Source organism: Geobacillus uzenensis, assembly GCF_002217665.1.
Taxonomy (GTDB): domain Bacteria; phylum Bacillota; class Bacilli; order Bacillales; family Anoxybacillaceae; genus Geobacillus; species Geobacillus subterraneus.
Map to the genome: position 1 here is coordinate 16,296 of NZ_NEWL01000002.1, position 20,253 is coordinate 36,548.

The 20,253-nt window shown below is 54.9% G+C and carries 18 protein-coding genes; 12 read left to right on the forward strand and 6 right to left on the reverse strand.

Going from position 1 to position 20,253, the window contains the following annotated elements; all coding sequences use genetic code 11:
- Positions 1 to 106: 106 nt before the first annotated feature.
- Positions 107 to 1,060: a cation diffusion facilitator family transporter gene (locus B9L21_RS01605; RefSeq protein WP_063164914.1), complete on the reverse strand. Its 954-nt coding sequence runs from the start codon at positions 1,058 to 1,060 to the stop codon at positions 107 to 109.
- A gap of 166 nt (positions 1,061 to 1,226) precedes the next feature.
- Between B9L21_RS01605 and glgB the strand changes: the two genes are divergently transcribed.
- From glgB to B9L21_RS01630, 5 genes are read left to right on the forward strand one after another with little or no spacing between them, the layout of a single operon-like run.
- The gene (glgB, locus tag B9L21_RS01610) at positions 1,227 to 3,227 is read left to right on the forward strand and encodes a 1,4-alpha-glucan branching enzyme (protein ID WP_063164915.1); all 2,001 of its coding nucleotides are present in this window, start codon (positions 1,227 to 1,229) and stop codon (positions 3,225 to 3,227) included.
- Positions 3,148 to 4,311 carry a glucose-1-phosphate adenylyltransferase gene (locus tag B9L21_RS01615; protein WP_063164916.1) on the forward strand — a complete coding sequence of 388 codons (1,164 nt, stop codon included), beginning with the start codon at positions 3,148 to 3,150 and terminating at the stop codon, positions 4,309 to 4,311. The genes glgB and B9L21_RS01615 overlap by 80 nt, the downstream gene beginning before the upstream one ends.
- Positions 4,311 to 5,342, forward strand: a complete 1,032-nt coding sequence (locus tag B9L21_RS01620) for a sugar phosphate nucleotidyltransferase (protein WP_063164917.1) — start codon at positions 4,311 to 4,313, stop codon at positions 5,340 to 5,342. The genes B9L21_RS01615 and B9L21_RS01620 overlap by 1 nt, the downstream gene beginning before the upstream one ends.
- Positions 5,339 to 6,796: a glycogen synthase GlgA gene (gene glgA, locus B9L21_RS01625; protein ID WP_063164918.1), complete on the forward strand. Its 1,458-nt coding sequence runs from the start codon at positions 5,339 to 5,341 to the stop codon at positions 6,794 to 6,796. Before B9L21_RS01620 ends, glgA begins: the two co-directional genes overlap by 4 nt.
- On the forward strand, positions 6,783 to 9,182 hold the full coding sequence (locus B9L21_RS01630) for a glycogen/starch/alpha-glucan phosphorylase (RefSeq protein ID WP_063164919.1): 2,400 nt from the start codon (positions 6,783 to 6,785) through the stop codon (positions 9,180 to 9,182). Before glgA ends, B9L21_RS01630 begins: the two co-directional genes overlap by 14 nt.
- A 139-nt stretch (positions 9,183 to 9,321) precedes the next feature.
- On the opposite strand, the gene B9L21_RS01635 is transcribed toward B9L21_RS01630, so the two are convergent.
- From B9L21_RS01635 to B9L21_RS01645, 3 genes are all read right to left on the reverse strand, one after another.
- Positions 9,322 to 10,116, reverse strand: coding sequence for a TIGR00266 family protein (locus B9L21_RS01635; RefSeq protein ID WP_063164920.1), 795 nt, complete (start codon positions 10,114 to 10,116; stop codon positions 9,322 to 9,324).
- A 125-nt stretch (positions 10,117 to 10,241) separates the two neighbouring features.
- Positions 10,242 to 11,051 (reverse strand): yteA family sporulation protein, encoded by an 810-nt coding sequence (locus tag B9L21_RS01640; RefSeq protein WP_063164921.1) that lies wholly within the window; start codon positions 11,049 to 11,051, stop codon positions 10,242 to 10,244.
- An 85-nt stretch (positions 11,052 to 11,136) separates the two neighbouring features.
- On the reverse strand, positions 11,137 to 12,066 hold the full coding sequence (locus B9L21_RS01645; RefSeq protein ID WP_063164922.1) for a 1,4-dihydroxy-2-naphthoate polyprenyltransferase: 930 nt from the start codon (positions 12,064 to 12,066) through the stop codon (positions 11,137 to 11,139).
- Between the two features lie 158 nt (positions 12,067 to 12,224).
- Here B9L21_RS01645 and B9L21_RS01650 point away from each other — a divergent pair, with 158 nt between their 5' ends.
- From B9L21_RS01650 to B9L21_RS01670, 5 genes are all read left to right on the forward strand, one after another.
- On the forward strand, positions 12,225 to 13,601 hold the full coding sequence (locus B9L21_RS01650; protein WP_063167279.1) for an isochorismate synthase MenF: 1,377 nt from the start codon (positions 12,225 to 12,227) through the stop codon (positions 13,599 to 13,601).
- On the forward strand, positions 13,594 to 15,354 hold the full coding sequence (menD, locus tag B9L21_RS17855) for a 2-succinyl-5-enolpyruvyl-6-hydroxy-3-cyclohexene-1-carboxylic-acid synthase (protein ID WP_063164923.1): 1,761 nt from the start codon (positions 13,594 to 13,596) through the stop codon (positions 15,352 to 15,354). The genes B9L21_RS01650 and menD overlap by 8 nt, the downstream gene beginning before the upstream one ends.
- Positions 15,345 to 16,151, forward strand: coding sequence for a 2-succinyl-6-hydroxy-2,4-cyclohexadiene-1-carboxylate synthase (menH, locus tag B9L21_RS01660; RefSeq protein WP_063164924.1), 807 nt, complete (start codon positions 15,345 to 15,347; stop codon positions 16,149 to 16,151). The genes menD and menH overlap by 10 nt, the downstream gene beginning before the upstream one ends.
- Positions 16,152 to 16,970, forward strand: coding sequence for a 1,4-dihydroxy-2-naphthoyl-CoA synthase (menB, locus tag B9L21_RS01665; protein ID WP_063164925.1), 819 nt, complete (start codon positions 16,152 to 16,154; stop codon positions 16,968 to 16,970).
- A gap of 62 nt (positions 16,971 to 17,032) precedes the next feature.
- Complete coding sequence (locus B9L21_RS01670) at positions 17,033 to 18,514, forward strand: o-succinylbenzoate--CoA ligase (RefSeq protein ID WP_063164926.1); 1,482 nt, start codon at positions 17,033 to 17,035, stop codon at positions 18,512 to 18,514.
- Between the two features lie 31 nt (positions 18,515 to 18,545).
- On the opposite strand, the gene B9L21_RS01675 is transcribed toward B9L21_RS01670, so the two are convergent.
- Together B9L21_RS01675 and B9L21_RS01680 are read right to left on the reverse strand one after the other, a co-directional pair.
- The gene (locus tag B9L21_RS01675; protein WP_063164927.1) at positions 18,546 to 18,746 is read right to left on the reverse strand and encodes a hypothetical protein; all 201 of its coding nucleotides are present in this window, start codon (positions 18,744 to 18,746) and stop codon (positions 18,546 to 18,548) included.
- Positions 18,747 to 18,812: 66 nt separating this feature from the next.
- Positions 18,813 to 18,974, reverse strand: coding sequence for a DUF1540 domain-containing protein (locus B9L21_RS01680; RefSeq protein ID WP_082816514.1), 162 nt, complete (start codon positions 18,972 to 18,974; stop codon positions 18,813 to 18,815).
- Between the two features lie 234 nt (positions 18,975 to 19,208).
- Here B9L21_RS01680 and B9L21_RS01685 point away from each other — a divergent pair, with 234 nt between their 5' ends.
- Positions 19,209 to 19,499: a DUF2325 domain-containing protein gene (locus tag B9L21_RS01685; protein WP_063164928.1), complete on the forward strand. Its 291-nt coding sequence runs from the start codon at positions 19,209 to 19,211 to the stop codon at positions 19,497 to 19,499.
- 18 nt (positions 19,500 to 19,517) lie between these two features.
- Positions 19,518 to 20,018, forward strand: coding sequence for a hypothetical protein (locus B9L21_RS01690; RefSeq protein ID WP_063164929.1), 501 nt, complete (start codon positions 19,518 to 19,520; stop codon positions 20,016 to 20,018).
- Positions 20,019 to 20,253 lie beyond the last annotated feature (235 nt).

A 20,253-nucleotide genomic window follows, 5' to 3' on the forward strand; every position in this document is an offset into this window, starting at 1 on the left:
AAACACAATGGAGATGTTGGGCGCATGCCTATGAAAAAAGGGTGAGACATCTCTTTACCTTTTTGACCGCCTCTGCCGGGATCGGCATGAGGCGGTCTTTAGGTCTTTATGCTTGCGGCGGCTTCTTTTTCGCTAAAAACGCCTTGCCATAGCTGCCGTGGTCATGCAGCATGGCGTGTTCGACTTGAATGGTGGCGTGCTCGATGCCGTATTTTTCCTTCAGCATTTCATTCACCGCCAAAATGACGCAAAGCGGTTGGATGTGTTCATTGATAAACACATGGGCCGACAGTGAATAATGGTCGGTGGAGATGGCCCATAAATGCATGTCGTGCACGTCCTCGACCCCTTCGATGCTCCGGATGTCAGCGCGGATTTGTTCGAGGTCAAACTCGTCCGGCACGGCTTCCATCAAAATGAGATACGATTCGCGCATAATTTTTACTCCGCCCGTGAAAATGATGGCGGCGATCACGAGGCTGATGATCGGATCGAAAATCGTCCAGCCAGTGAAATAAATGAGCAGCGCGGAAAGGATGACGCCGATCGAGCTGATCAAGTCGCCGATAAAGTGCCAAAGGGCGCTTTGGACGTTTAAATTGTCTTCTTCTTTCATGCTTCGGCTTAAGACGATCGTCAGCGTCACGTTGACAATGAGGCCGATCGCGGCGATTCCAAGCATGAGGCGAAACTGGATCGGCTCCGGGTGAAGAAACCGCTCGATCCCTTCCCATAAAATCCACACGGCAATGGCCGCCAACGTCAATCCATTTAAAAACGAGGCAATGATTTCAAACCGCAAAAACCCGAACGTAAAGCGGCGGTTGGGCGGCCGCGTCGCCATGTAAAGGGCGACCATGCTCAGGCCGAGCGCCAACACATCGGACGCCATATGAGCCGAATCGGACAACAAGGCGAGCGAGTTGGAGACTACGCCGCCAATGATTTCGACAACGGTGAAAAAAACGGTCAGCGCTAATGTAATCCAAAGCGCCTTTTTCGATTGGCTTTGTATTTTCACATGCGGGAGATGATGAAAATCGGATGTAACAGGAGACATAGCGCACCTCTCTTTATAATAATTATTATTTTAAATATATTATAATATAAGAGTCGGCGGATGTGCAAAAAATTTATCGACAGGGACACGATTTTTGATAGGTTTTGTCAAAAAATATAGAGAAGTTTTTCAAGGAATGAAGCATTGAAGCGGCGAATAAGGAATAATGTATGGCCATCATCTTGCTTTGGAAAGGATGCGATACGGTTTGATTGCGGCGAATCCGACGGATTTGGAAGTGTATTTGTTTCATGAAGGCAGCTTGTATCAAAGTTACGAGTTGTTTGGCGCCCATGTGATCCATGAGGGAGGGACGGTCAGCACCCGTTTTTGCGTTTGGGCGCCGCACGCGCGCGATGTGCGGCTTGTCGGCAGTTTCAACGATTGGGATGGGACGAATTTCCGCCTCCAAAAAGTGAATGATGAAGGGGTATGGACGATCGTTGTCCCGGAAAACTTGGAAGGGCACTTATATAAATATGAAATTGTTGCGCCGGACGGACGTGTGCTGTTCAAAGCCGACCCGTACGCCTTTTACTCCGAATTGCGTCCTCATACCGCCTCGATTGTCTACGATCTGAAAGGATACCAGTGGAACGATCAATCTTGGCAGCGGAAAAAGCGACGGAAACGAATTTATGATCAGCCGATGGTCATTTATGAACTCCATTTCGGTTCGTGGAAGAAAAAAGAGGGGCGTTTTTCTACGTACCGTGAGATGGCCGATGAACTCATCCCGTACGTGCTCGAGCACGGGTTTACGCACGTTGAGTTGCTTCCGCTTATTGAGCATCCGCTCGATCGGTCGTGGGGCTACCAAGGGACAGGGTATTATGCGGCGACGAGCCGCTATGGAACGCCGCACGATTTCATGTACTTCGTCGACCGCTGCCATCAGGCGGGGATCGGGGTCATTCTGGACTGGGTGCCAGGCCATTTTTGCAAGGATGCCCACGGGTTGTATATGTTTGACGGTGCCCCGACGTATGAATACGCGAATGAAAAAGACCGCGAAAATTACGTTTGGGGGACGGCCAATTTTGATTTAGGCAAGCCGGAGGTGCGCAGTTTTCTCATCTCGAACGCGCTGTTTTGGCTGAAGTATTACCATATCGACGGGTTCCGGGTCGATGCGGTCGCCAATATGCTTTACTGGCCGAACAATGACAGGCTGTATGAAAACCTGTATGCGGTCGAGTTTTTGCGCAAGTTAAACGAAGCGGTGTTTGCCTATGACCCGAACGTGCTCATGATTGCCGAAGATTCGACCGACTGGCCGAAAGTGACCGCGCCGACGTATGAAGGCGGGCTCGGCTTTAATTATAAATGGAACATGGGCTGGATGAACGACATGCTGAAGTATATGGAAACGCCGCCGTATGAGCGGAGGCATGTGCATAACCAAGTAACGTTCTCCCTCCTTTATGCGTATTCGGAAAATTTCATTTTGCCGTTTTCTCACGATGAAGTCGTGCACGGCAAACAATCGCTGCTCAATAAAATGCCGGGGTCGTATGAAGAAAAGTTCGCCCAGCTCCGGCTCTTGTATGGCTATATGATGGCCCACCCCGGGAAAAAGCTGTTGTTTATGGGCAATGAATTTGCCCAGTTTGACGAATGGAAGTTTGAGGGCGAGCTCGACTGGATGCTGTTTGATTTTGAGCTGCACCGGAAGATGAACGAGTACATGAAGCAGCTCATCGCCTGCTATAAACGGTATAAGCCGTTTTACGAGCTTGATCATGACCCGCAAGGATTTGAATGGATTGACGTCCATAATGCGGAACAAAGCATTTTCTCGTTCATCCGCCGCGGGAAAAAAGAAGACGATGTGCTTGTTATTGTTTGTAATTTCACAAATCAGGCGTATGACGACTACAAAGTGGGAGTGCCGCTGCTCACGCCGTATCGGGAAGTGCTGAACAGCGATGCGGCGGAATTTGGCGGATCGGGGCATGTCAACGGGAAACGTCTTTCCGCCCTGAGCGAGCCGTTTCACGGAAAACCGTACCATGTGCGCATGACGATTCCGCCATTTGGCATTTCGATTTTACGGCCAGTGCAAAAACGAGGGGAGAGAAAGCAAAATGAAGAAGAAGTGCATCGCCATGTTATTGGCCGGCGGGCAAGGAAGTCGGCTTCGCTCGCTGACGACAAACATCGCTAAACCGGCCGTGCCGTTTGGCGGGAAGTACCGGATCATTGATTTTACGTTAAGCAATTGCACGAATTCCGGCATCGATACGGTCGGAGTGCTGACCCAATATCAGCCGCTCCTCCTTCACTCGTACATCGGCATCGGAAGCGCGTGGGACTTGGACCGGCGAAACGGCGGCGTCACCGTTCTTCCGCCGTATTCCGTCTCTTCCGGCGTCAAATGGTACGAAGGCACCGCGAACGCGATTTATCAAAACATCAATTACATTGAGCAGTATGACCCGGATTACGTGCTCGTCTTGTCTGGCGACCATATTTATAAGATGGATTACCAGCACATGCTTGACTATCATATTGCCAAACAGGCCGATGTGACGATTTCGGTCATTGAGGTGCCGTGGGAAGAAGCGAGCCGGTTTGGGATTATGAATACAAACGAAGAAATGGAAATCGTGGAGTTTGCTGAAAAGCCGGCCGAACCGAAAAGCAATTTAGCGTCGATGGGCATTTATATTTTCAATTGGCCTCTCTTGAAGCAATATTTGCAAATCGACAACGCGGATCCGCATTCGTCGCACGATTTTGGCAAAGATGTCATTCCGCGGCTGCTCCGTGAGAAAAAGCGGCTTGTGGCATACCCGTTCAAAGGATACTGGAAAGATGTCGGCACGGTGAAAAGTTTATGGGAGGCCAACATGGACTTGCTTGATGAAGGCAATGAACTTGACTTATTCGACCGCTCATGGCGCATTTATTCCGTTAATCCGAATCAGCCGCCGCAATACATTTCCCAGGAGGCGGAAGTGGCGGACTCACTCGTGAATGAAGGATGTGTCGTCGAAGGAACGGTCGAGCGGTCGGTGCTGTTTCAAGGCGTCCGTATCGGCAAAGGGGCGGTCGTGAAAGAATCGGTCATTATGCCAGGTGCGGCAGTCAGCGAAGGAGCGTATGTCGAGCGGGCGATCGTTACGCCCGATTGTGTCATCCCGCCGCATTCGTCCGTTTGCCCGGACGATGCCGATGAGGTCGTGCTGGTGACCAAAGAATGGCTCAAGCAGTGGAATAAGGAAACAGCGAGGAAGGATGAAGCGTGATGAACAACAGGATGTTAGGCGTGATTGACGCGACGACGTATATGGAGGCGTTAGCGCCGCTCATCGAGCAGCGTTCGATCGCCGCGGTGCCGTTTGCCGGCCGGTACCGGCTTATTGATTTCGTGCTCTCAAGCATGGTCAATTCGGGCATTGAAAGTGTTGCCATTTTTCCGAAATATCAGTACCGTTCGCTCATGGACCATTTAGGGTCAGGGAAGAACTGGGATTTAAACCGAAAACGGGACGGACTGTTTTTCTTCCCGTCGCCGGATTTGCTGTTTTCCGGCGAGCGCCGGGTCGGGGCATTTGCCCATTTTGAGCAGCATATTGACTATTTTTTGCGGAGCCGGCAAAAATATGCTGTCATCGCGAACGGCTATACGGTGTGCAACATCGATTTTGGCGCCGTCCTAAAGCGCCACATCGAAAATGGCTGCGATGTGACCGAAATCCGTCATCGCGGGCGGTCGCTTGAGATGTATTTGCTTGAAACGTCGCTGTTGCTTGACTTAATCGCCGACTACAAAAACCGCGGCTACTATAGCATTGTTGATGTCGTCCGCGATTACCGCCATTCGTTGTCGATTTGCGATGATGAATATAGCGGGTATGCGGCGGTCATTGATTCGGTGAAGCAGTATTTTTGCGCAAGCATGGAGCTGCTTGACCGGGACGTCTGGGAACAGCTCTTTCTTCCGTCGCACCCGATTTACACGAAAGTCAAAGACGAGCCGCCGACGAAATACGGGCGGGAGGGGCACGTGAAGCGTTCGATGATTGCCAACGGCTGCGTCATCGAGGGAACGGTGGAAAACAGTGTTGTGTTCCGCTCCGTCAAAATTGGCAAGGGGGCGGTCGTGCGCAATAGCATTATTATGCAAAAGTGCCAAATTGGTGACGGTTGTGTCCTTGATGGCGTGATTATGGATAAAGATGCTAAAGTTGAACCGGGCGTCGTTTTACAAGGAACGGTGGAACAGCCATTTATCGTTCGCAAAGGAACGGTGCAAGGGGAGGTCATCAGCCGATGAAGGTGCTATTTGCCGTTTCCGAATGCGCCCCGTTTGCCAAATCGGGGGGGTTGGCTGATGTCGCCGGCGCGCTGCCGAAAGAGCTGCGCCGGCTCGGCGTCGATGCCCGCGTGATGCTGCCGAAATATGAAACGATCGCCCCCGAATGGAAACAGAAAATGAAAAAGGTGGCGGAACTCATCGTCCCGGTTGGGTGGCGCCGCCAATATTGCGGTGTCGAAGAGCTCAGGCATGACGGAATCATCTATTACTTTATCGACAACGAATATTATTTTCGGCGGCCGCAGCTGTACGGCCATTATGACGATGGCGAGCGGTTTTCCTATTTTTGCCGGGCGGTGCTTGAGGTGCTGCCGGAAATCAAGTTTCAGCCGGATGTGATTCACTGCCATGACTGGCATACAGGCATGGTGCCGTTTTTGCTTCGGGAACAGTACCGGCATGATCCGTTTTATGCCGACATGCGCACCGTTTTTACGATTCATAACTTGCAGTTTCAAGGGCTGTTTCCGCGCGGCATTTTAGAAGACTTGTTGAATTTAGACGGCCGCTATTTCACCGTGGACCATCTTGAGTTTTACGGCAGCGTCAGCTTTATGAAAGGGGCGCTCGTTGCCTCCGATGTAATTACAACGGTGAGCCCGACGTATAAAGAGGAGATTCAAACCGCTTATTACGGCGAGCGGTTAGACGGCTTGCTGCGGGCGCGGCGGGACGATTTGCGCGGCATTTTAAACGGCATTGACGACGAATTTTACAATCCGGAAACGGATCCGTTTTTGGCGGCGACCTACAGCGTACATACGCGGGAAAGAAAACGATTGAACAAGCGCGCTTTGCAGCGGCAGTTCGGCTTGCCGGAGCGGGATGATGTGCCGCTTGTTGCGATGGTCACGAGAATGACGGCGCAAAAAGGGCTCGATTTGGTGACGTGTGTCTTCCATGATATGATGGGCGAAGACATGCAGCTTGTCGTGCTCGGAACGGGCGACTGGCGGTTTGAACAATTTTTCTCGCAAATGGCCGCGGCGTATCCGGACAAAGTCGGCGTGTACATCGGCTTCCATGAACCGCTCGCCCACCAAATTTATGCCGGGGCGGACTTGTTTTTAATGCCGTCATTGTTTGAGCCGTGCGGGCTGAGCCAAATGATCGCCTTACGGTACGGGACGATTCCGATCGTCCGGGAAACCGGGGGATTAAACGATACGGTGCAATCATACAATGAGATTACAGAAGAAGGAAATGGATTCAGCTTCACTCATTTTAACGCTCATGACATGCTGTATACGATCCGTCGGGCGCTGTCCTTTTACCGCCAACCATCCGTTTGGGAGCAACTGACAGAACGGGCGATGCGCGGCGACTACAGCTGGCGCCGGTCGGCAAGACAATACAAGCAAGTCTATGAACAGCTGATCAAAAAGGAGGAACGCACGCTTGTTCTCCGATAAAGAAACGTTTAAACGGGCGTTTGTGACGCGGCTCGAAACATTGTGCGGCAAACAGTTCGAGGAGTCAACGACGCGCGATCATTATTATGTCCTCGGCCATATGGTGCGCGAACATATTAGCCGCCATTGGATCGCGACGAATGAGCGCAATCGGGCGCAAAGACGGAAGCAAGTGTATTATTTGTCGATCGAATTTTTATTGGGCCGGCTGCTCGGCAGCAACTTATTGAATCTCGGTGTCCGCCCGGTCGTTGAAGAGGGGCTTCGCGAGCTTGGCATTCGCCTCGAAGACGTCGAGGAGAGCGAGGCGGACGCCGGGCTTGGCAACGGCGGGCTCGGGCGGCTTGCCGCCTGTTTTCTCGATTCGCTCGCGACGTTGAATTTGCCGGGCCACGGCCATGGCATCCGCTATAAACACGGACTGTTTGACCAAAAGATCGTCGATGGCTATCAAGTTGAGCTGCCCGAGCAATGGCTGCGCCACGGAAACGTTTGGGAAATCCGCAAAGAAGAGCTGGCTGTCGAAGTGAACTTTTGGGGGCGCGTCGAGGTGTCCGAGCAAAACGGCCGCCTCGTTTTCCGCCATGTCGACAGCGAAAAAGTGATGGCGGTGCCATACGACATGCCGGTGATCGGCTACGGGACGAATACGGTCAATACGCTGCGGCTTTGGAGCGCTGAACCGGCGAAGACGTTCCCGCTTCATAAAGACGTCATGCAATACAAGCGGGAAACCGAGGCGATTTCCGAGTTTTTATACCCGGACGATACGCATGACGAAGGAAAAATTTTACGGCTGAAACAGCAATACTTTCTCGTTGCCGCCAGCCTCGGCAGCATCGTGCGTGCCCATCGCCGCCAGCACGGAAATTTGCACCGGCTCCATGAATATGTCGCCATTCATGTCAACGACACCCACCCGGTGCTGGCGATTCCGGAATTGATGCGCATTTTGCTCGACGAGGAAGGGATGAGCTGGGAAGAGGCTTGGCATATTACGACCCATACGATCGCCTATACGAATCATACGACGTTGTCCGAAGCGCTCGAGAAATGGCCGATTCATTTATTTCGGCCGCTCTTGCCACGCATTTACATGATCGTTGAAGAAATTAACGAGCGATTTTGCCGCGAGCTATGGGAACGCTACCCCGGCGATTGGGGGCGGATTGAACACATGGCCATTATCGCCCATGGCATGGTGAAAATGGCGCATTTGGCCATCGCCGGCAGCCATAGCGTCAACGGAGTGGCGAAGCTGCACACCGAAATTTTGAAGCAACGGGAAATGCGCCTGTTTTACGAATGGGCGCCGCAGAAGTTTAACAATAAAACGAACGGGGTGACGCATCGTCGCTGGCTGTTAAAGGCGAACCCGGAGCTGTCGGCATTGATTACCGACACGATCGGTCCGCGCTGGATTCACGAGCCGGAAAGGCTCATTGATCTTGCGCCGCACGCCTCTGATCCGGCGTTTCGGCAGGCGCTCTCAGCCGTTAAGCAGCAGCGCAAACGAAAGCTCGCCGCCCGCATTTATGAAAAGACCGGGATTCAAGTTGACGAATCGTCGATCTTTGATGTGCAAGTGAAGCGGCTGCACGCCTACAAACGGCAGCTGCTCAACGTCTTGCATATCATGTACTTATACAATCGGCTGAGGGAAGACTCGCACTTCTCGATCTACCCGCGCACGTTCATCTTCGGAGCGAAGGCGTCACCTGGTTATTATTATGCGAAACGGATCATTAAACTCATTCATTCGGTGGCTGACAAGGTCAACAGCGACAAACGGACAAATGGACAGCTAAAGGTCATTTTTTTAGAAAATTACCGCGTGTCGCTCGCCGAGGAAATTTTCCCAGCCGCCGATGTGAGCGAGCAAATTTCGACCGCAAGCAAAGAAGCGTCCGGGACGGGCAACATGAAGTTTATGATGAACGGGGCGATCACGCTCGGCACGCTCGACGGGGCAAATGTCGAAATCGCCGAAGCGGTCGGAAAAGAAAACATGTTTTTGTTCGGGCTGACCGCGGAGGAGGTGCTTAACTACTATGAGCACGGCGGCTACCGGGCGCATGAATATTACCACCACGACAAACGGATCAAGCAAGTCGTCGATCAGCTGGTGAACGGCTTTTTTCCTGATGTTGACGACTATTTCGAGCCGATTTATGACTCGTTGCTGACGCAAAACGACGAATATTTCGTTTTGCGCGACTTTGCCGCTTATGCCGAAGCGCACGAGCAGGCGGAGGCGGCTTACCGCGACCCGGCGCGCTGGTGGTATATGAGCGCCGTCAACATCGCCCACTCCGGCTATTTCGCGAGCGACCGGACGATCGCCGAGTACGCCGCTGACATTTGGGGCATTTCACCGTCGATGTGAAACGACAGTGAAGCGCGATCAGGAACGATTGGGCGCCCATCAAGAGGTCTGATGTATGACCGCCGTCGCCCTTCGCCCGAAGGTAAAGGCATGAAAGGAAAAGGGACGTTCTGCTTGGTTCAGAACGCCCCTTTTCGTTTTAGTCGTCTCCGTCAAGCCAATCGCCGATGCCTCCTAAGAGGCTGCCTTCGCCGACTGACCGCCCCCCGGCGCTCGGAGCGGCAGCGAGCACGCGGTCAGCGAGCCGGCTGAACGGAAGCGATTGCACCCAGACCGCTCCCGGGCCGGTCACGGTGGCTAAAAATAACCCTTCACCGCCAAAAAAGGCCGTCTTAATGTTGCCGACATATTCGATGTCATAATCGACTTCCTTTGTCATCGCGACAAGACAGCCGGTATCGATGCGCAGCTTTTCCCCCGGCTGCAGCTCGCGGCGGTGAATCGTCCCGCCGGCGTGCAAAAAGGCGAGCCCGTCCCCTTCTAGTTTTTGCATAATAAATCCTTCGCCGCCGAAAAAGCCGGCGCCAAGCTTGCGCTGAAACTCAATGCCGACAGAGACACCTTTGGCGGCACATAAAAACGAATCTTTTTGACAGATCAGTTTCCCGCCGAGCTGGCTCAAATCAACCGGAATAATTTTCCCCGGGTACGGGGCGGCAAAGGCGACGCGGCGCCTGTCGCTTCCTTGATTGGTGAACACCGTCATGAACAAACTTTCCCCGGTGAGCAGCCGTTTGCCGGCGCCGACAAGGCGGCCGAGCAGCCCCCTTCCGCCCGAGGAGCCGTCGCCGAATATCGTCTCCATGGTGATGCCGTCTTCCATCATCATCATGCCGCCCGCCTCCGCAATGACGCTTTCGCGCGGGTCGAGCTCGATTTCGACAAACTGCATGTCATCGCCGTACAGCTGGTAATCAATTTCGTGTGTGTTCATCTTCTCGCCTCCATCATCGTGATCAACGTTCCGGTATGTACTACGGAAAACATGTCTTCACTGTTTCAAAAAAGACCATCGCACGGATGGTCCTTTTTGACGAAGCTCGCTGGCCTCGGCTGGTTTTAAGGATTCGTTTCCCCAAAGCTTTGCTGGGACGGCCTTTCGTCATAGCGGCGGTAACTGTCCTCGGACGTATACGGGTCTTTTTCGTACGCCGGTAAATCGCCAATATTGGACATGATGCCTTCATCGTCCAATTGATTTTCGAGCAGCTCATGCTCTCTCGTCGGATACACGTTGACGTGTTTTCCGTACAAATCGACAGCCGCGAAATTTTCCAAGTCTTCTACATAGCCGACGTTCTCTTCCGACTCGGCGTACACTTCGCCGTAGTAGTCGACGTTTTTGCCAAGGTCGGACGGGGTGTCGGACGTGCCGTAACGGGCGACCTCCTGCCACGCATCCTCGGCATCGTAAGCGACCGACTCATCGCGGTCGTCAAAGTCAAATTTGCCAAACGGCGGCATAAGCACCCCTTCCTCAAGCGGCCGTTTTTGCGAGACGGTTTGGTCGGGGCTGTGCTGCCGGCAATAAAGCGTGGTCGGCAGCGCCTCAAGCCGTTCGTACGGGATCGGCTGCCCGCAGATGCGGCACGTTCCGTACGTGCCGTCGGCAATGGCCGCAAGCGCCCGTTCAATTTCGCGAAATTCACGCTCGGTATGTTCGTCTAAGGCGAGATCTTTTTCCCGCTCATACAGTTCGGTCGCCTCGTCAGCCGGGTGGTTGTCATAGCTCGCCAGCTCGCCGACCGCATCATGGGCATGGCTGCGCACGAGGCCGAAATGGTCGTTTTGCTTCAGCCGGTCTTCAATGTCCCGCTTCATCTCAAGCAGCGTTGAGCGGAAGGCGGCCAGTTGTTCGCTCGTCAACATCGGTTGCAACCCCTTCCTTCACAATAGCGTCTATATGGTGTAGTATGGGCGAAAATCAAAAAAAAACACGGCCCTTCCGACCGTGTTATAGCCAGCGGCTGACGAGCAAGCCGATGGCGAGCAAAAAGCCAAACTGCGTATTCGTTTGAGCGGTGGCTTTCATCGCCGGCATCATCTCCGCCGGTTTCGTTTTGCCGATAAACCCGCGCGCCGCTGCCACTGCTTTGGGCACGCTCAGCAAGGCAAGCAGCGTCCAAAACGGCACGACGCGGAACAGCACCAGCGCCACAACCCAAAGAAACGCGGCGGCAAACATCATCACAAGCACGCGGATCGCCCAATCGCGCCCGACTAAAATGGCGAGCGTTTTTCTCCCCTTTTCGCGGTCGCCGTCTAGGTCGCGGATGTTATTGGCGAGCAAAATCGCGCCGACTAAAATGGCGACCGGAATGGCCACGAGCACCGCTTTCACGCTAACATCGCCCGTTTGGATAAAAAAGGAAATTAAAATGATGACAAATCCCATGAAAAACCCGGCCGCCAGCTCGCCAAACGGCGTGTAAGCAATCGGAAACGGCCCGCCGGTGTAAAAGTAGCCGGCTGCCATACAAACCGTTCCGATGACGGCAAGCCACCAGCTGCTTTGCGAGCAAATGTAAACGCCGATGAGCATCGCCGCTCCAAGGCAGGCGAACGCCAGCGCCAATACGGTTCGCGGCTCGAGGCCATCGCGGACGATGGCGCCGCCGATGCCGACCGACTCCGGCGAATCGAGACCGCGCTTATAATCATAATACTCGTTAAACATGTTGGTTGCGGTCTGGATGAGTAACGAAGCGATCAGCATGGCAGCAAAGAGCGAAAGGCGAACCGCCGTCTCGCCAAGCGCCAGCACCGTGCCGACGCATACCGGTACAAACGCCGCCGTCAGCGTATGCGGCCGCGTCAGCCGCCAAAAGACGCGCCAGTCGCGGCGGGCTGGCGGTCGATGATCGATATGTGTGGATGGCTGCATATGGATTTCCCCTTAATGTTTCGTGAAAATATAGTCAAAATAAGTGTAGGAAAACGTTTAAGGCGTGTCAACCCTTTCCGATAGATAAATGATTTCCTATTATATATAATGGATGTAGGGGATGGAGAGGGAATCTTACGAAAGAAAGCGTGAGGGTCGTGGCGATTGTATTTCAACATAAAATCCAACAACAACTGCACGAGCTGGCGGCGAGCGCCGCACGGCCGTTTGTCAGCTGGACGGAACCGTTGGAAGACATCGATCCGGTTTCTTTTTTTATGCAAGGACCGGCCTGCGGGTTTCGCGAGCGGTTTTTTTGGTCTGACCGAAGCGGCGGCACCGTCTTTGTCGGCCTTGGCTCGGCCTATGCGATCGAAACAGAGGAAACAGACGGACGGTTTCAGTATATCGAACAAGAGCGGCAACGATGGGCCGGACAGATCGAGCAGCACGGCGAAGCAGATATGCCGCCGCTGTTGTTCGGCGGGTTTTCGTTTGACCCGCACCGGCCGCCCGCTTCGGTATGGCGCGGGTTTTCAGCCGGAAAGCTCGTGGCGCCGGCTGTGCTTCTCTCGGTCAAAAACGGCCGGACGTTGCTGACGGTCACGCTGCCCGCTGGCGGCATGGAGCGGGACATGGAACGAATCGGGCGGCTGCTTCGACGGATGGAGGAGCCGTTGCCGTTTTCAGCAGAGTTTCCGACTGTCATCTCGGATGAAGAAGAGGAAAAAGAGCGGTGGCTCGCGGCGGTTCATGAAGCGATCGCCTCGATTCGCACCGGCCGATTGGAGAAAGTCGTGCTCGCCCGCGCGCGACGGTTGGCGTTCAACGCGGTGATTGACGCCGCGTTTGTGCTCAGGCGGCTTCGCGAGCAGCAGCCGTTTGCCTATCTGTTTGCGTTTGAACAAGACGGCCGCTGTTTTATTGGCGCCTCGCCTGAGCAGCTCGTCCGAAAAGAAGGGGAGACGTGCCGCTCAGTGTGCCTGGCAGGGTCTGTGCGCCGCGGGGGCAGCGTGGCGGAAGATGAACAGCTTGGCGCCTGGCTGCAGGCGGATTCGAAAAACCGCGAGGAACATCAGTTTGTTGTGCGCATGATCCGAAGCTTGTTTTCGTCCGTTTGTGAGACGGTGGAGATGCCGGCTGTGCCGCAGCTTCTGAAGCTGCCGCATATCCAGCATTTGTGCACGCCGGTCGTCGGCCGCGGCTGCCGGGAGCCATCGGTGCTGCGCCTTGTAGAACTGATGCACCCGACGCCGGCGCTCGGTGGAACGCCGCGCGAACGGGCGATGGAAGCGATCCGTTCCCTTGAGCCGCTTGACCGCGGGTGGTACGCCGCTCCGATCGGCTGGGTGGATGCGGACGGCAACGGGGAATGGGCGGTCGCCATTCGCTCCGGTTTGCTTGAGGGGAACAAGGCGACGCTGTTTGCCGGCTGCGGCATTGTCGCCCATTCGGATCCAACGAGCGAGTATGAAGAGACGAACGTCAAAATGGCCCCGATGTTATCAGCTTTAGGAGTGATGAACAATGACTAACGCGTTGTCATATTATGTGGCCGCCTTTGTTGACGGGCTGGTGCAAGCTGGGGTGACAGAAGCCGTCATCAGCCCTGGTTCGCGCTCGACGCCGCTTGCGATGGCGATGGCGGAGCATCGCGGTCTCCGCTTTTCGATGCACATCGATGAGCGGTCGGCGGCGTTTTTTGCCCTCGGCATGGCGAAAGCGAAACAGCGGCCGGTCGCGTTAGTATGCACGTCGGGGACGGCGGCGGCCAACTATTTGCCGGCCATCGTTGAAGCGCACTATTCGCGCGTGCCGCTTGTCGTGCTGACGGCCGATCGGCCGCACGAGCTGCGCGATGTCGGCGCGCCGCAAGCGATTGACCAGCTGCATTTATACGGCCGTTATGCGAAATGGTTTGTCGACTTGGCGCTGCCGGAAGAGACGGATTCGATGCTTCGCTATGCGCGGACGATGGCGGCAAGGGCCGCGGCCATCGCGGCGGGCGCGCCGGCTGGACCTGTGCACGTCAACGTCCCGCTCCGCGAGCCGCTCGTGCCGATCATCGGCGATGACGTTTGGGAGCGGGTGCGCACCGTGGCGGAAACGCCGCAAATGATCAGCGGCTGTGCGACGCTGTCAGCAGAAAACGCGGCGGTGCTCTATGAGCAGTTGGCCGCAGCCAAGCGCGGGCTGATCGTTTGCGGACCGCTTGACCAGCCCGGTTTTGCCGAGGCGGTGACGGAGCTGGCAAGGGCGCTTGATGTTCCGATTCTCGCCGACCCGCTTTCCCAGCTGCGTGCCGGTTCGCATGACAAAACGTATGTCATCGACAGCTATGATGCCATGTTAAAAGACGAGGCGATCGCGTCAAAGCTCGTGCCGGACGTCGTGCTCCGGTTTGGCGCCATGCCGGTATCGAAGCCGCTCTTTTTATGGCTCAAGCAACACCGCTCGATCCGCCAAATCGTTGTCGATGATGGCGGCTGGCGCGATCCGACATTGTCGGCGGCATGTGTCGTCCATAGCAATGAAACCGTTTTTTGCCGCCAGCTGCTTGACATCGCCGAACCGAAGCGAAACGAGAGCGTTTGGTCGACGACGTGGCGGGAGATCAACGACATCGCCCGCACCGTGTTGCGGGAGCACTTGCCGGCAGACGAATGGTTTGAAGGGAAAGTGTTTGCTGAACTTGCTGAGCTGCTGCCGGCGGGAGCCACGCTTTTTGTCGGCAACAGCATGCCGATCCGCGACGCCGATACGTTTTTCTTTGCCACGGACAAGCCGTTTCGCGTTCTCGCCAACCGCGGCGCCAACGGCATTGACGGCGTCGTCTCAAGCGCTTTGGGCGCAAGCTCTGTTGCGCAGCCGCTCGTGCTTGTCATCGGCGATTTGTCGTTTTACCATGACTTAAACGGCCTGCTGGCGGCCAAAATGCACGGGCTGCAGGCGACGATCGTACTGCTGAACAATAACGGCGGCGGCATTTTCTCCTTTTTGCCGCAGGCGCGCCATGAAGGGCCGTTTGAAACGTTGTTCGGCACGCCGACGAATTTGTCGTTTGCCCATGCGGTCGAGATGTATGGCGGCCGTTATGCGGCGCCGCACACATGGGACGAATTTCGCCGCCATGTCGCCGAATCGCTCGACACAGGCGGGCTGAACGTTATCGAAGTGCGCACGTCGCGCGCGGAAAATGTCCAAATGCATCGATTGTTGTGGAAACGTGTTTCCCAGGAAATCGGGAAATTTCTCGAACAAAAAGGAATGGAAGAGCCGTGGAACTGAATGGAATTGGTTACCATGTGGAACAATATGGGGAAGGGGAGCCGTTGTTGCTGCTGCATGGGTTCACTGGGAGCGCGGATACGTGGCGGCCGCTCATTCCTTTTTGGCAGGACTTTCGCCTCATAGCGGTTGACCTCATCGGACATGGGCGGACGGAGGCGCCCAAAAGCGCCGATCGGTACCGAATGGAGCAGGCGGCGGCCGACTTGACGGCGCTTCTTGATGAACTTGGCATCGAAAAAGTGAACGTGCTCGGCTATTCGATGGGCGGGCGGCTCGTTTTGAGCTTTGCTATGTGGCATCCGCATCGCATCCGCCGCTTAGTGTTTGAAAGCAGCTCGCCGGGGCTGAAGACGGAAGCGGAGCGGCGCGCGCGGCGAGAAGCCGATGAGGCGCTCGCGCACATGATTGAACGAAACGGCGTCCGCGCGTTTGTTGATCATTGGGAACAGCTGCCGCTCTTTGCCACGCAAAAGCGGCTTCCGGAGCCGGTGCGGGCGGCCATTCGCCGCGAGCGGCTTCGCCATACGGAGCAAGGGCTCGCCAACAGCCTGCGCGGGATGGGAACAGGCGTGCAGCCGTCGTGGTGGAAGCGGCTTAGGGAGATCCAAGCGCCTGTGCTGCTTCTTTGCGGGGAGCACGATGAGAAATTTTGCCGCATTGCTGCCGACATGCATGAACAGCTGGCGAACAGCGAACTCATCTGCGTGCAAGAGGCTGGACATGCAATTCATGTGGAACAGCCCGGCATTTTTGCTAAAATAGTAAGTGAATTCATTAAAAAGGGGGAAGTATGAATGCCGTTTGAATGGGTGAAAGAGTACGATTATGAGGACATTATTTACGAAACGTACAACGGCATCGCCAAAATTACGATCAATCGCCCGGAAGTACATAATGCGTTCCGTCCAAAAACAGTCAACGAGATGATCGATGCATTCTCGCGGGCGCGGGACGATTCGAACATCGGCGTCATCATTTTGACCGGCGCGGGCGGCAAGGCGTTTTGCTCCGGTGGGGACCAAAAAGTGCGCGGCCATGGAGGATATGTCGGCGAGGACGAAATTCCGCGCCTGAACGTGCTTGATTTGCAGCGGCTCATCCGCGTCATCCCGAAACCGGTCATCGCGATGGTCGCCGGGTATGCGATCGGTGGAGGTCATGTGCTCCATGTCGTCTGCGATTTAACGATTGCCGCCGACAACGCCATCTTCGGCCAAACGGGGCCGAAAGTCGGCAGCTTTGACGGCGGCTACGGCGCCGGTTATTTGGCGCGCATCGTCGGCCATAAAAAGGCGCGCGAAATTTGGTATTTGTGCCGCCAGTACAACGCCCAAGAAGCGCTCGAGATGGGGCTCGTCAACAAAGTTGTGCCGCTTGAACAGCTTGAGGAGGAAACGGTCAAATGGGCGCAAGAAATTTTGGAAAAAAGCCCGACGGCCATTCGTTTCTTAAAAGCGGCGTTTAATGCGGATTCCGACGGTTTGGCCGGCATTCAGCAGCTCGCCGGCGATGCGACGCTCCTTTTCTATACGACGGAAGAAGCGAAAGAAGGAATGAGAGCGTTTAAAGAAAAACGGAAACCGGACTTCGGCCAGTTTCCGCGTTTTCCGTGAGAACGAAGAAGCAGCTTGATGTCCCGTCAAGCTGCTTCTTTACGATGAAAGGGGGAAAATGAATGACAACGATGCCAAACTGGCTGAAGCAGCGGGCGTTTTTGACCCCGGAGCGGACGGCCATCAGTGACGGAAAGCGGACGAAAACGTTCGCTGAGCTGTATGAAGCCGCCGCGAGCTGGGCGCGCCGCCTTGCCGGGGCGGGCGTCAAAGAAGGCGACATTGTCGCGGTGCTGATGAAAAACAGCGTGGAGATGATGGAGATCGTCCATGCGTTGTTTTTCCTCGGCGCCCGTGCGTTGCTGCAAAACGTGCGCCTTACGCCATATGAGCTTTGTTGGCAGCTCGATGACAGCGGGGCGCGCGTCGTGATTGCCGACGACGATCTGGCCGGCCGCTTCGGCGGCGACGGGCGGGTCATAACGGTGAGCGCGCTCGCCGCGTTTGCCGAAGCGGACGTGTTGCTTAAAGAAACCTGCCATTTGGACGAGACGGCAACGATTATGTATACATCGGGGACGACCGGCACCCCGAAAGGCGTGCTGCAAACATACGGCAACCATTGGTGGAGCGCTGTCGGCTCGGCGCTCAACTTAGGGTTGCACGAGCGCGACTGCTGGCTGGCGGCCGTGCCGCTGTTTCATATTAGCGGGCTGTCGATCGCCATGCGCAGCGTCATTTACGGCATGCCGATGCAGCTGCAGACGTCGTTTGACGCCAAGGCGGCCAACGCTTTGATCATGGACGGCAAGGTAACCGTCATGTCGGTTGTGGCCGCCATGCTGCAGCGGATGGTGTCCGAACTAGGCGCAGCGCGCTACCCGGATACGTTCCGCTGCATGCTGCTAGGCGGCGGGCCGGCGCCGCAGCCGCTGCTTGAAGCGTGCAAAAAAAAAGGCATTCCGGTATACCAAACGTACGGAATGACGGAAACGGCGTCGCAAATTGTCACCTTGGCGCCGGAATACAGCTTGACCAAGCTCGGCTCAGCCGGCAAGCCGCTTTTTCCGGCCGAGTTGCGCATCATGCGCGACGGGCAGCCGGCCGCGCCGTATGAAGCCGGGGAAATTGTCGTGAAAGGGCCAAACGTGACAAAAGGGTATTTGCACCGCCCGGAGGCGACCGAACAGGCGATCCGCGACGGCTGGTTTTATACGGGAGATATCGGGTATGTCGACGAAGAAGGGTTTTTGTACGTACTTGACCGCCGCTCTGACCTCATCATCTCCGGCGGCGAAAACGTCTACCCCGCCGAAATCGAGGCCGTGCTCCTCGCGCATCCGGCTGTCGAAGAAGCCGGGGTGACCGGCGTGGAAGATGAAACATGGGGGCAAGTGCCGTACGCGTTTGTGAAATTAAAGCAAGGGGCGGCGGCGGATGAGGACGAATTGAAGCAATTTTGCCGCCGCCGATTAGCTACCTATAAAGTGCCGGCGCGCATGTATTTCGTTCCTGCGCTGCCGCGCAATGCAGCGCAAAAACTGCTGCGCCGCGAGCTGAAAACGCTCATTCCGGAAGCAGAACAGCGAGCGCCCCGCCGATAAACGGGGCGCTCGCTTGATCCCGCAGCCGGCATTAAAAATCATCGTCCGCCAGTCCAAGCTCCGCCGCCCGATAGGCGACAAGCCGCTTAATATCGGGCGGCAACTGCTCCAATGAACCGAACTCGTACTGCCACAAGTTCGTGAAGGAGTCGATGCAAACCGGATAGGCCGCCGGATGGCGCTTCTTCATTTCCTCCTTGAACGCGTTAATGAGGCTGGCGCGCTTGTCCATCGTCATCCCCCTCTAACTATGCAAGCGCCGCCCGGTCAGCCAGGCAGCGCTTGACTTGCTTGACAGTTATGCTTCATCAGAAGGAACAAACGTTTTGCAATCCGTTTCCGTCGAATCGGACGCCATTTTTCCTGTATGGCTGACGACGTAAATCGCCTCGGCGCTGCAGCGATTTCCTTCCGCCCAATAATGGCAGTTGCGGACTTCGCAAAGAACGTCTTTCGCCATTCGTCATCCCCCTTATCATAGTGAAATCGCCTACACCAATAGTTTGCCGGCTTAGCCGCCATTTATGAGCGGAAAGGGGAAGAAACAGAGGCCGTTCTGTCGCCCGTCGCCTTGTTAAAGTCGGAACGGTTTTTTTGAATGTGACAAAATGAAAACATTTATCATTATCATTGACATAGAAAATCATTCTCAATTAAAATAGCAATAGAGAAAGCGATAAGGGAGGAAGATGTCATGGCCTCATTGCTTGTTGTTGGTGCGGATCATTTAGGCAACATTACCGATAAATTAGCGGATTCCGGTTTCCGGGAAATCATTCATGTCAATGGCCGAAAAGTGAATATGGTCAAGCGCGATATCCCGGAACATGTGGATGCCGTATTAGTGATGATCGATTACATTAACCATAACTTAGCGAAAAAAGTGAAAGAAAAGGCGAAAAGCAAAGACAAGCCCATTTACTTTGTCAAGCGGTCGTGGAGTTCGATTTATGCTGTGTTGGAGCAGCTGGAACAACATGCATAAACATGGGAGGCGGCAGCGATGAGATATATACATCAAGAAACGCAAGGCGCTTGGGTTTATGCCGTTCACCGATTTCTCCGCCGCGTCGTCGAGGCGTATTGTGAAACAGCCCCTTCCTTGCGGTCGCCGTTTCAGCTGCTGAGGCTGATTGAAATGCACCGCCCGCTCCTTTCGTTGTCTCTCTTTCCTTCGCCATTGCATTATGGCCTCGTGCTCGCCAAAGTGACGGACCATTTGCTGCAGTTTTTCGGTTCGGCGGAAGAAGCAGAATGCAAACCGCTGTTGCTTGTCGGCGGGGGGCATCAGGGAAGGGAGGAGGAATGGAGCAGTGCAAGCCTCTGCATCGTTTACCGCGACCGGGTGCGCGTATTGTTATGGTGCGAGGAAGAGGGACAAATCCGGCAATGCAAGGAAAGCATGCCGTCTTTATGCCGAAAGGCGGTCGGATTTTGCCCGCGCGAACTCGAATGTTGCTTTTTATGGACGGGCGGCCGCCGCATTGAATGGATGTCTGCCTAATAAAAAACGGCATGTCTTGCAATGGAATGAAAGCCCGACATGCCGTTTCACCTTGAAAGAAAAAACGTTCGGACGTTCTCTGCCTTGTCCTTGCGAGGGCGCAGTCAGAAACGTCCCATTTTTATCATATACTTATGGCAAGGTGTCGCTATTGGTGATCTTTTTTCTTGTTATCGCCTGTTTGTCGTTGCTGCTTTTGCAAGGCCAGCAGCACGTCGTGGAGATCGATCTGGCC

Bases quoted from the DNA above. Each gene is read 5' to 3' on its own strand.
- B9L21_RS01635 (WP_063164920.1), bottom strand. From the start codon at position 10,116: ATGAACACACACGAAATTGATTACCAGCTGTACGGCGATGACATGCAG.
- B9L21_RS01670 (WP_063164926.1), top strand. From the start codon at position 17,033: ATGACAACGATGCCAAACTGGCTGAAGCAGCGGGCGTTTTTGACCCCG.
- B9L21_RS01690 (WP_063164929.1), top strand. From the start codon at position 19,518: ATGAGATATATACATCAAGAAACGCAAGGCGCTTGGGTTTATGCCGTT.
- glgB (WP_063164915.1), top strand. From the start codon at position 1,227: ATGTATGGCCATCATCTTGCTTTGGAAAGGATGCGATACGGTTTGATT.
- B9L21_RS01620 (WP_063164917.1), top strand. From the start codon at position 4,311: ATGAACAACAGGATGTTAGGCGTGATTGACGCGACGACGTATATGGAG.
- menD (WP_063164923.1), top strand. From the start codon at position 13,594: ATGACTAACGCGTTGTCATATTATGTGGCCGCCTTTGTTGACGGGCTG.
- menB (WP_063164925.1), top strand. From the start codon at position 16,152: ATGCCGTTTGAATGGGTGAAAGAGTACGATTATGAGGACATTATTTAC.
- B9L21_RS01640 (WP_063164921.1), bottom strand. From the start codon at position 11,051: ATGTTGACGAGCGAACAACTGGCCGCCTTCCGCTCAACGCTGCTTGAG.
- B9L21_RS01675 (WP_063164927.1), bottom strand. From the start codon at position 18,746: ATGGACAAGCGCGCCAGCCTCATTAACGCGTTCAAGGAGGAAATGAAG.
- B9L21_RS01605 (WP_063164914.1), bottom strand. From the start codon at position 1,060: ATGTCTCCTGTTACATCCGATTTTCATCATCTCCCGCATGTGAAAATA.
- B9L21_RS01685 (WP_063164928.1), top strand. From the start codon at position 19,209: ATGGCCTCATTGCTTGTTGTTGGTGCGGATCATTTAGGCAACATTACC.
- B9L21_RS01615 (WP_063164916.1), top strand. From the start codon at position 3,148: ATGAAGAAGAAGTGCATCGCCATGTTATTGGCCGGCGGGCAAGGAAGT.
- B9L21_RS01645 (WP_063164922.1), bottom strand. From the start codon at position 12,066: ATGCAGCCATCCACACATATCGATCATCGACCGCCAGCCCGCCGCGAC.
- glgA (WP_063164918.1), top strand. From the start codon at position 5,339: ATGAAGGTGCTATTTGCCGTTTCCGAATGCGCCCCGTTTGCCAAATCG.
- B9L21_RS01680 (WP_082816514.1), bottom strand. From the start codon at position 18,974: ATGGCGAAAGACGTTCTTTGCGAAGTCCGCAACTGCCATTATTGGGCG.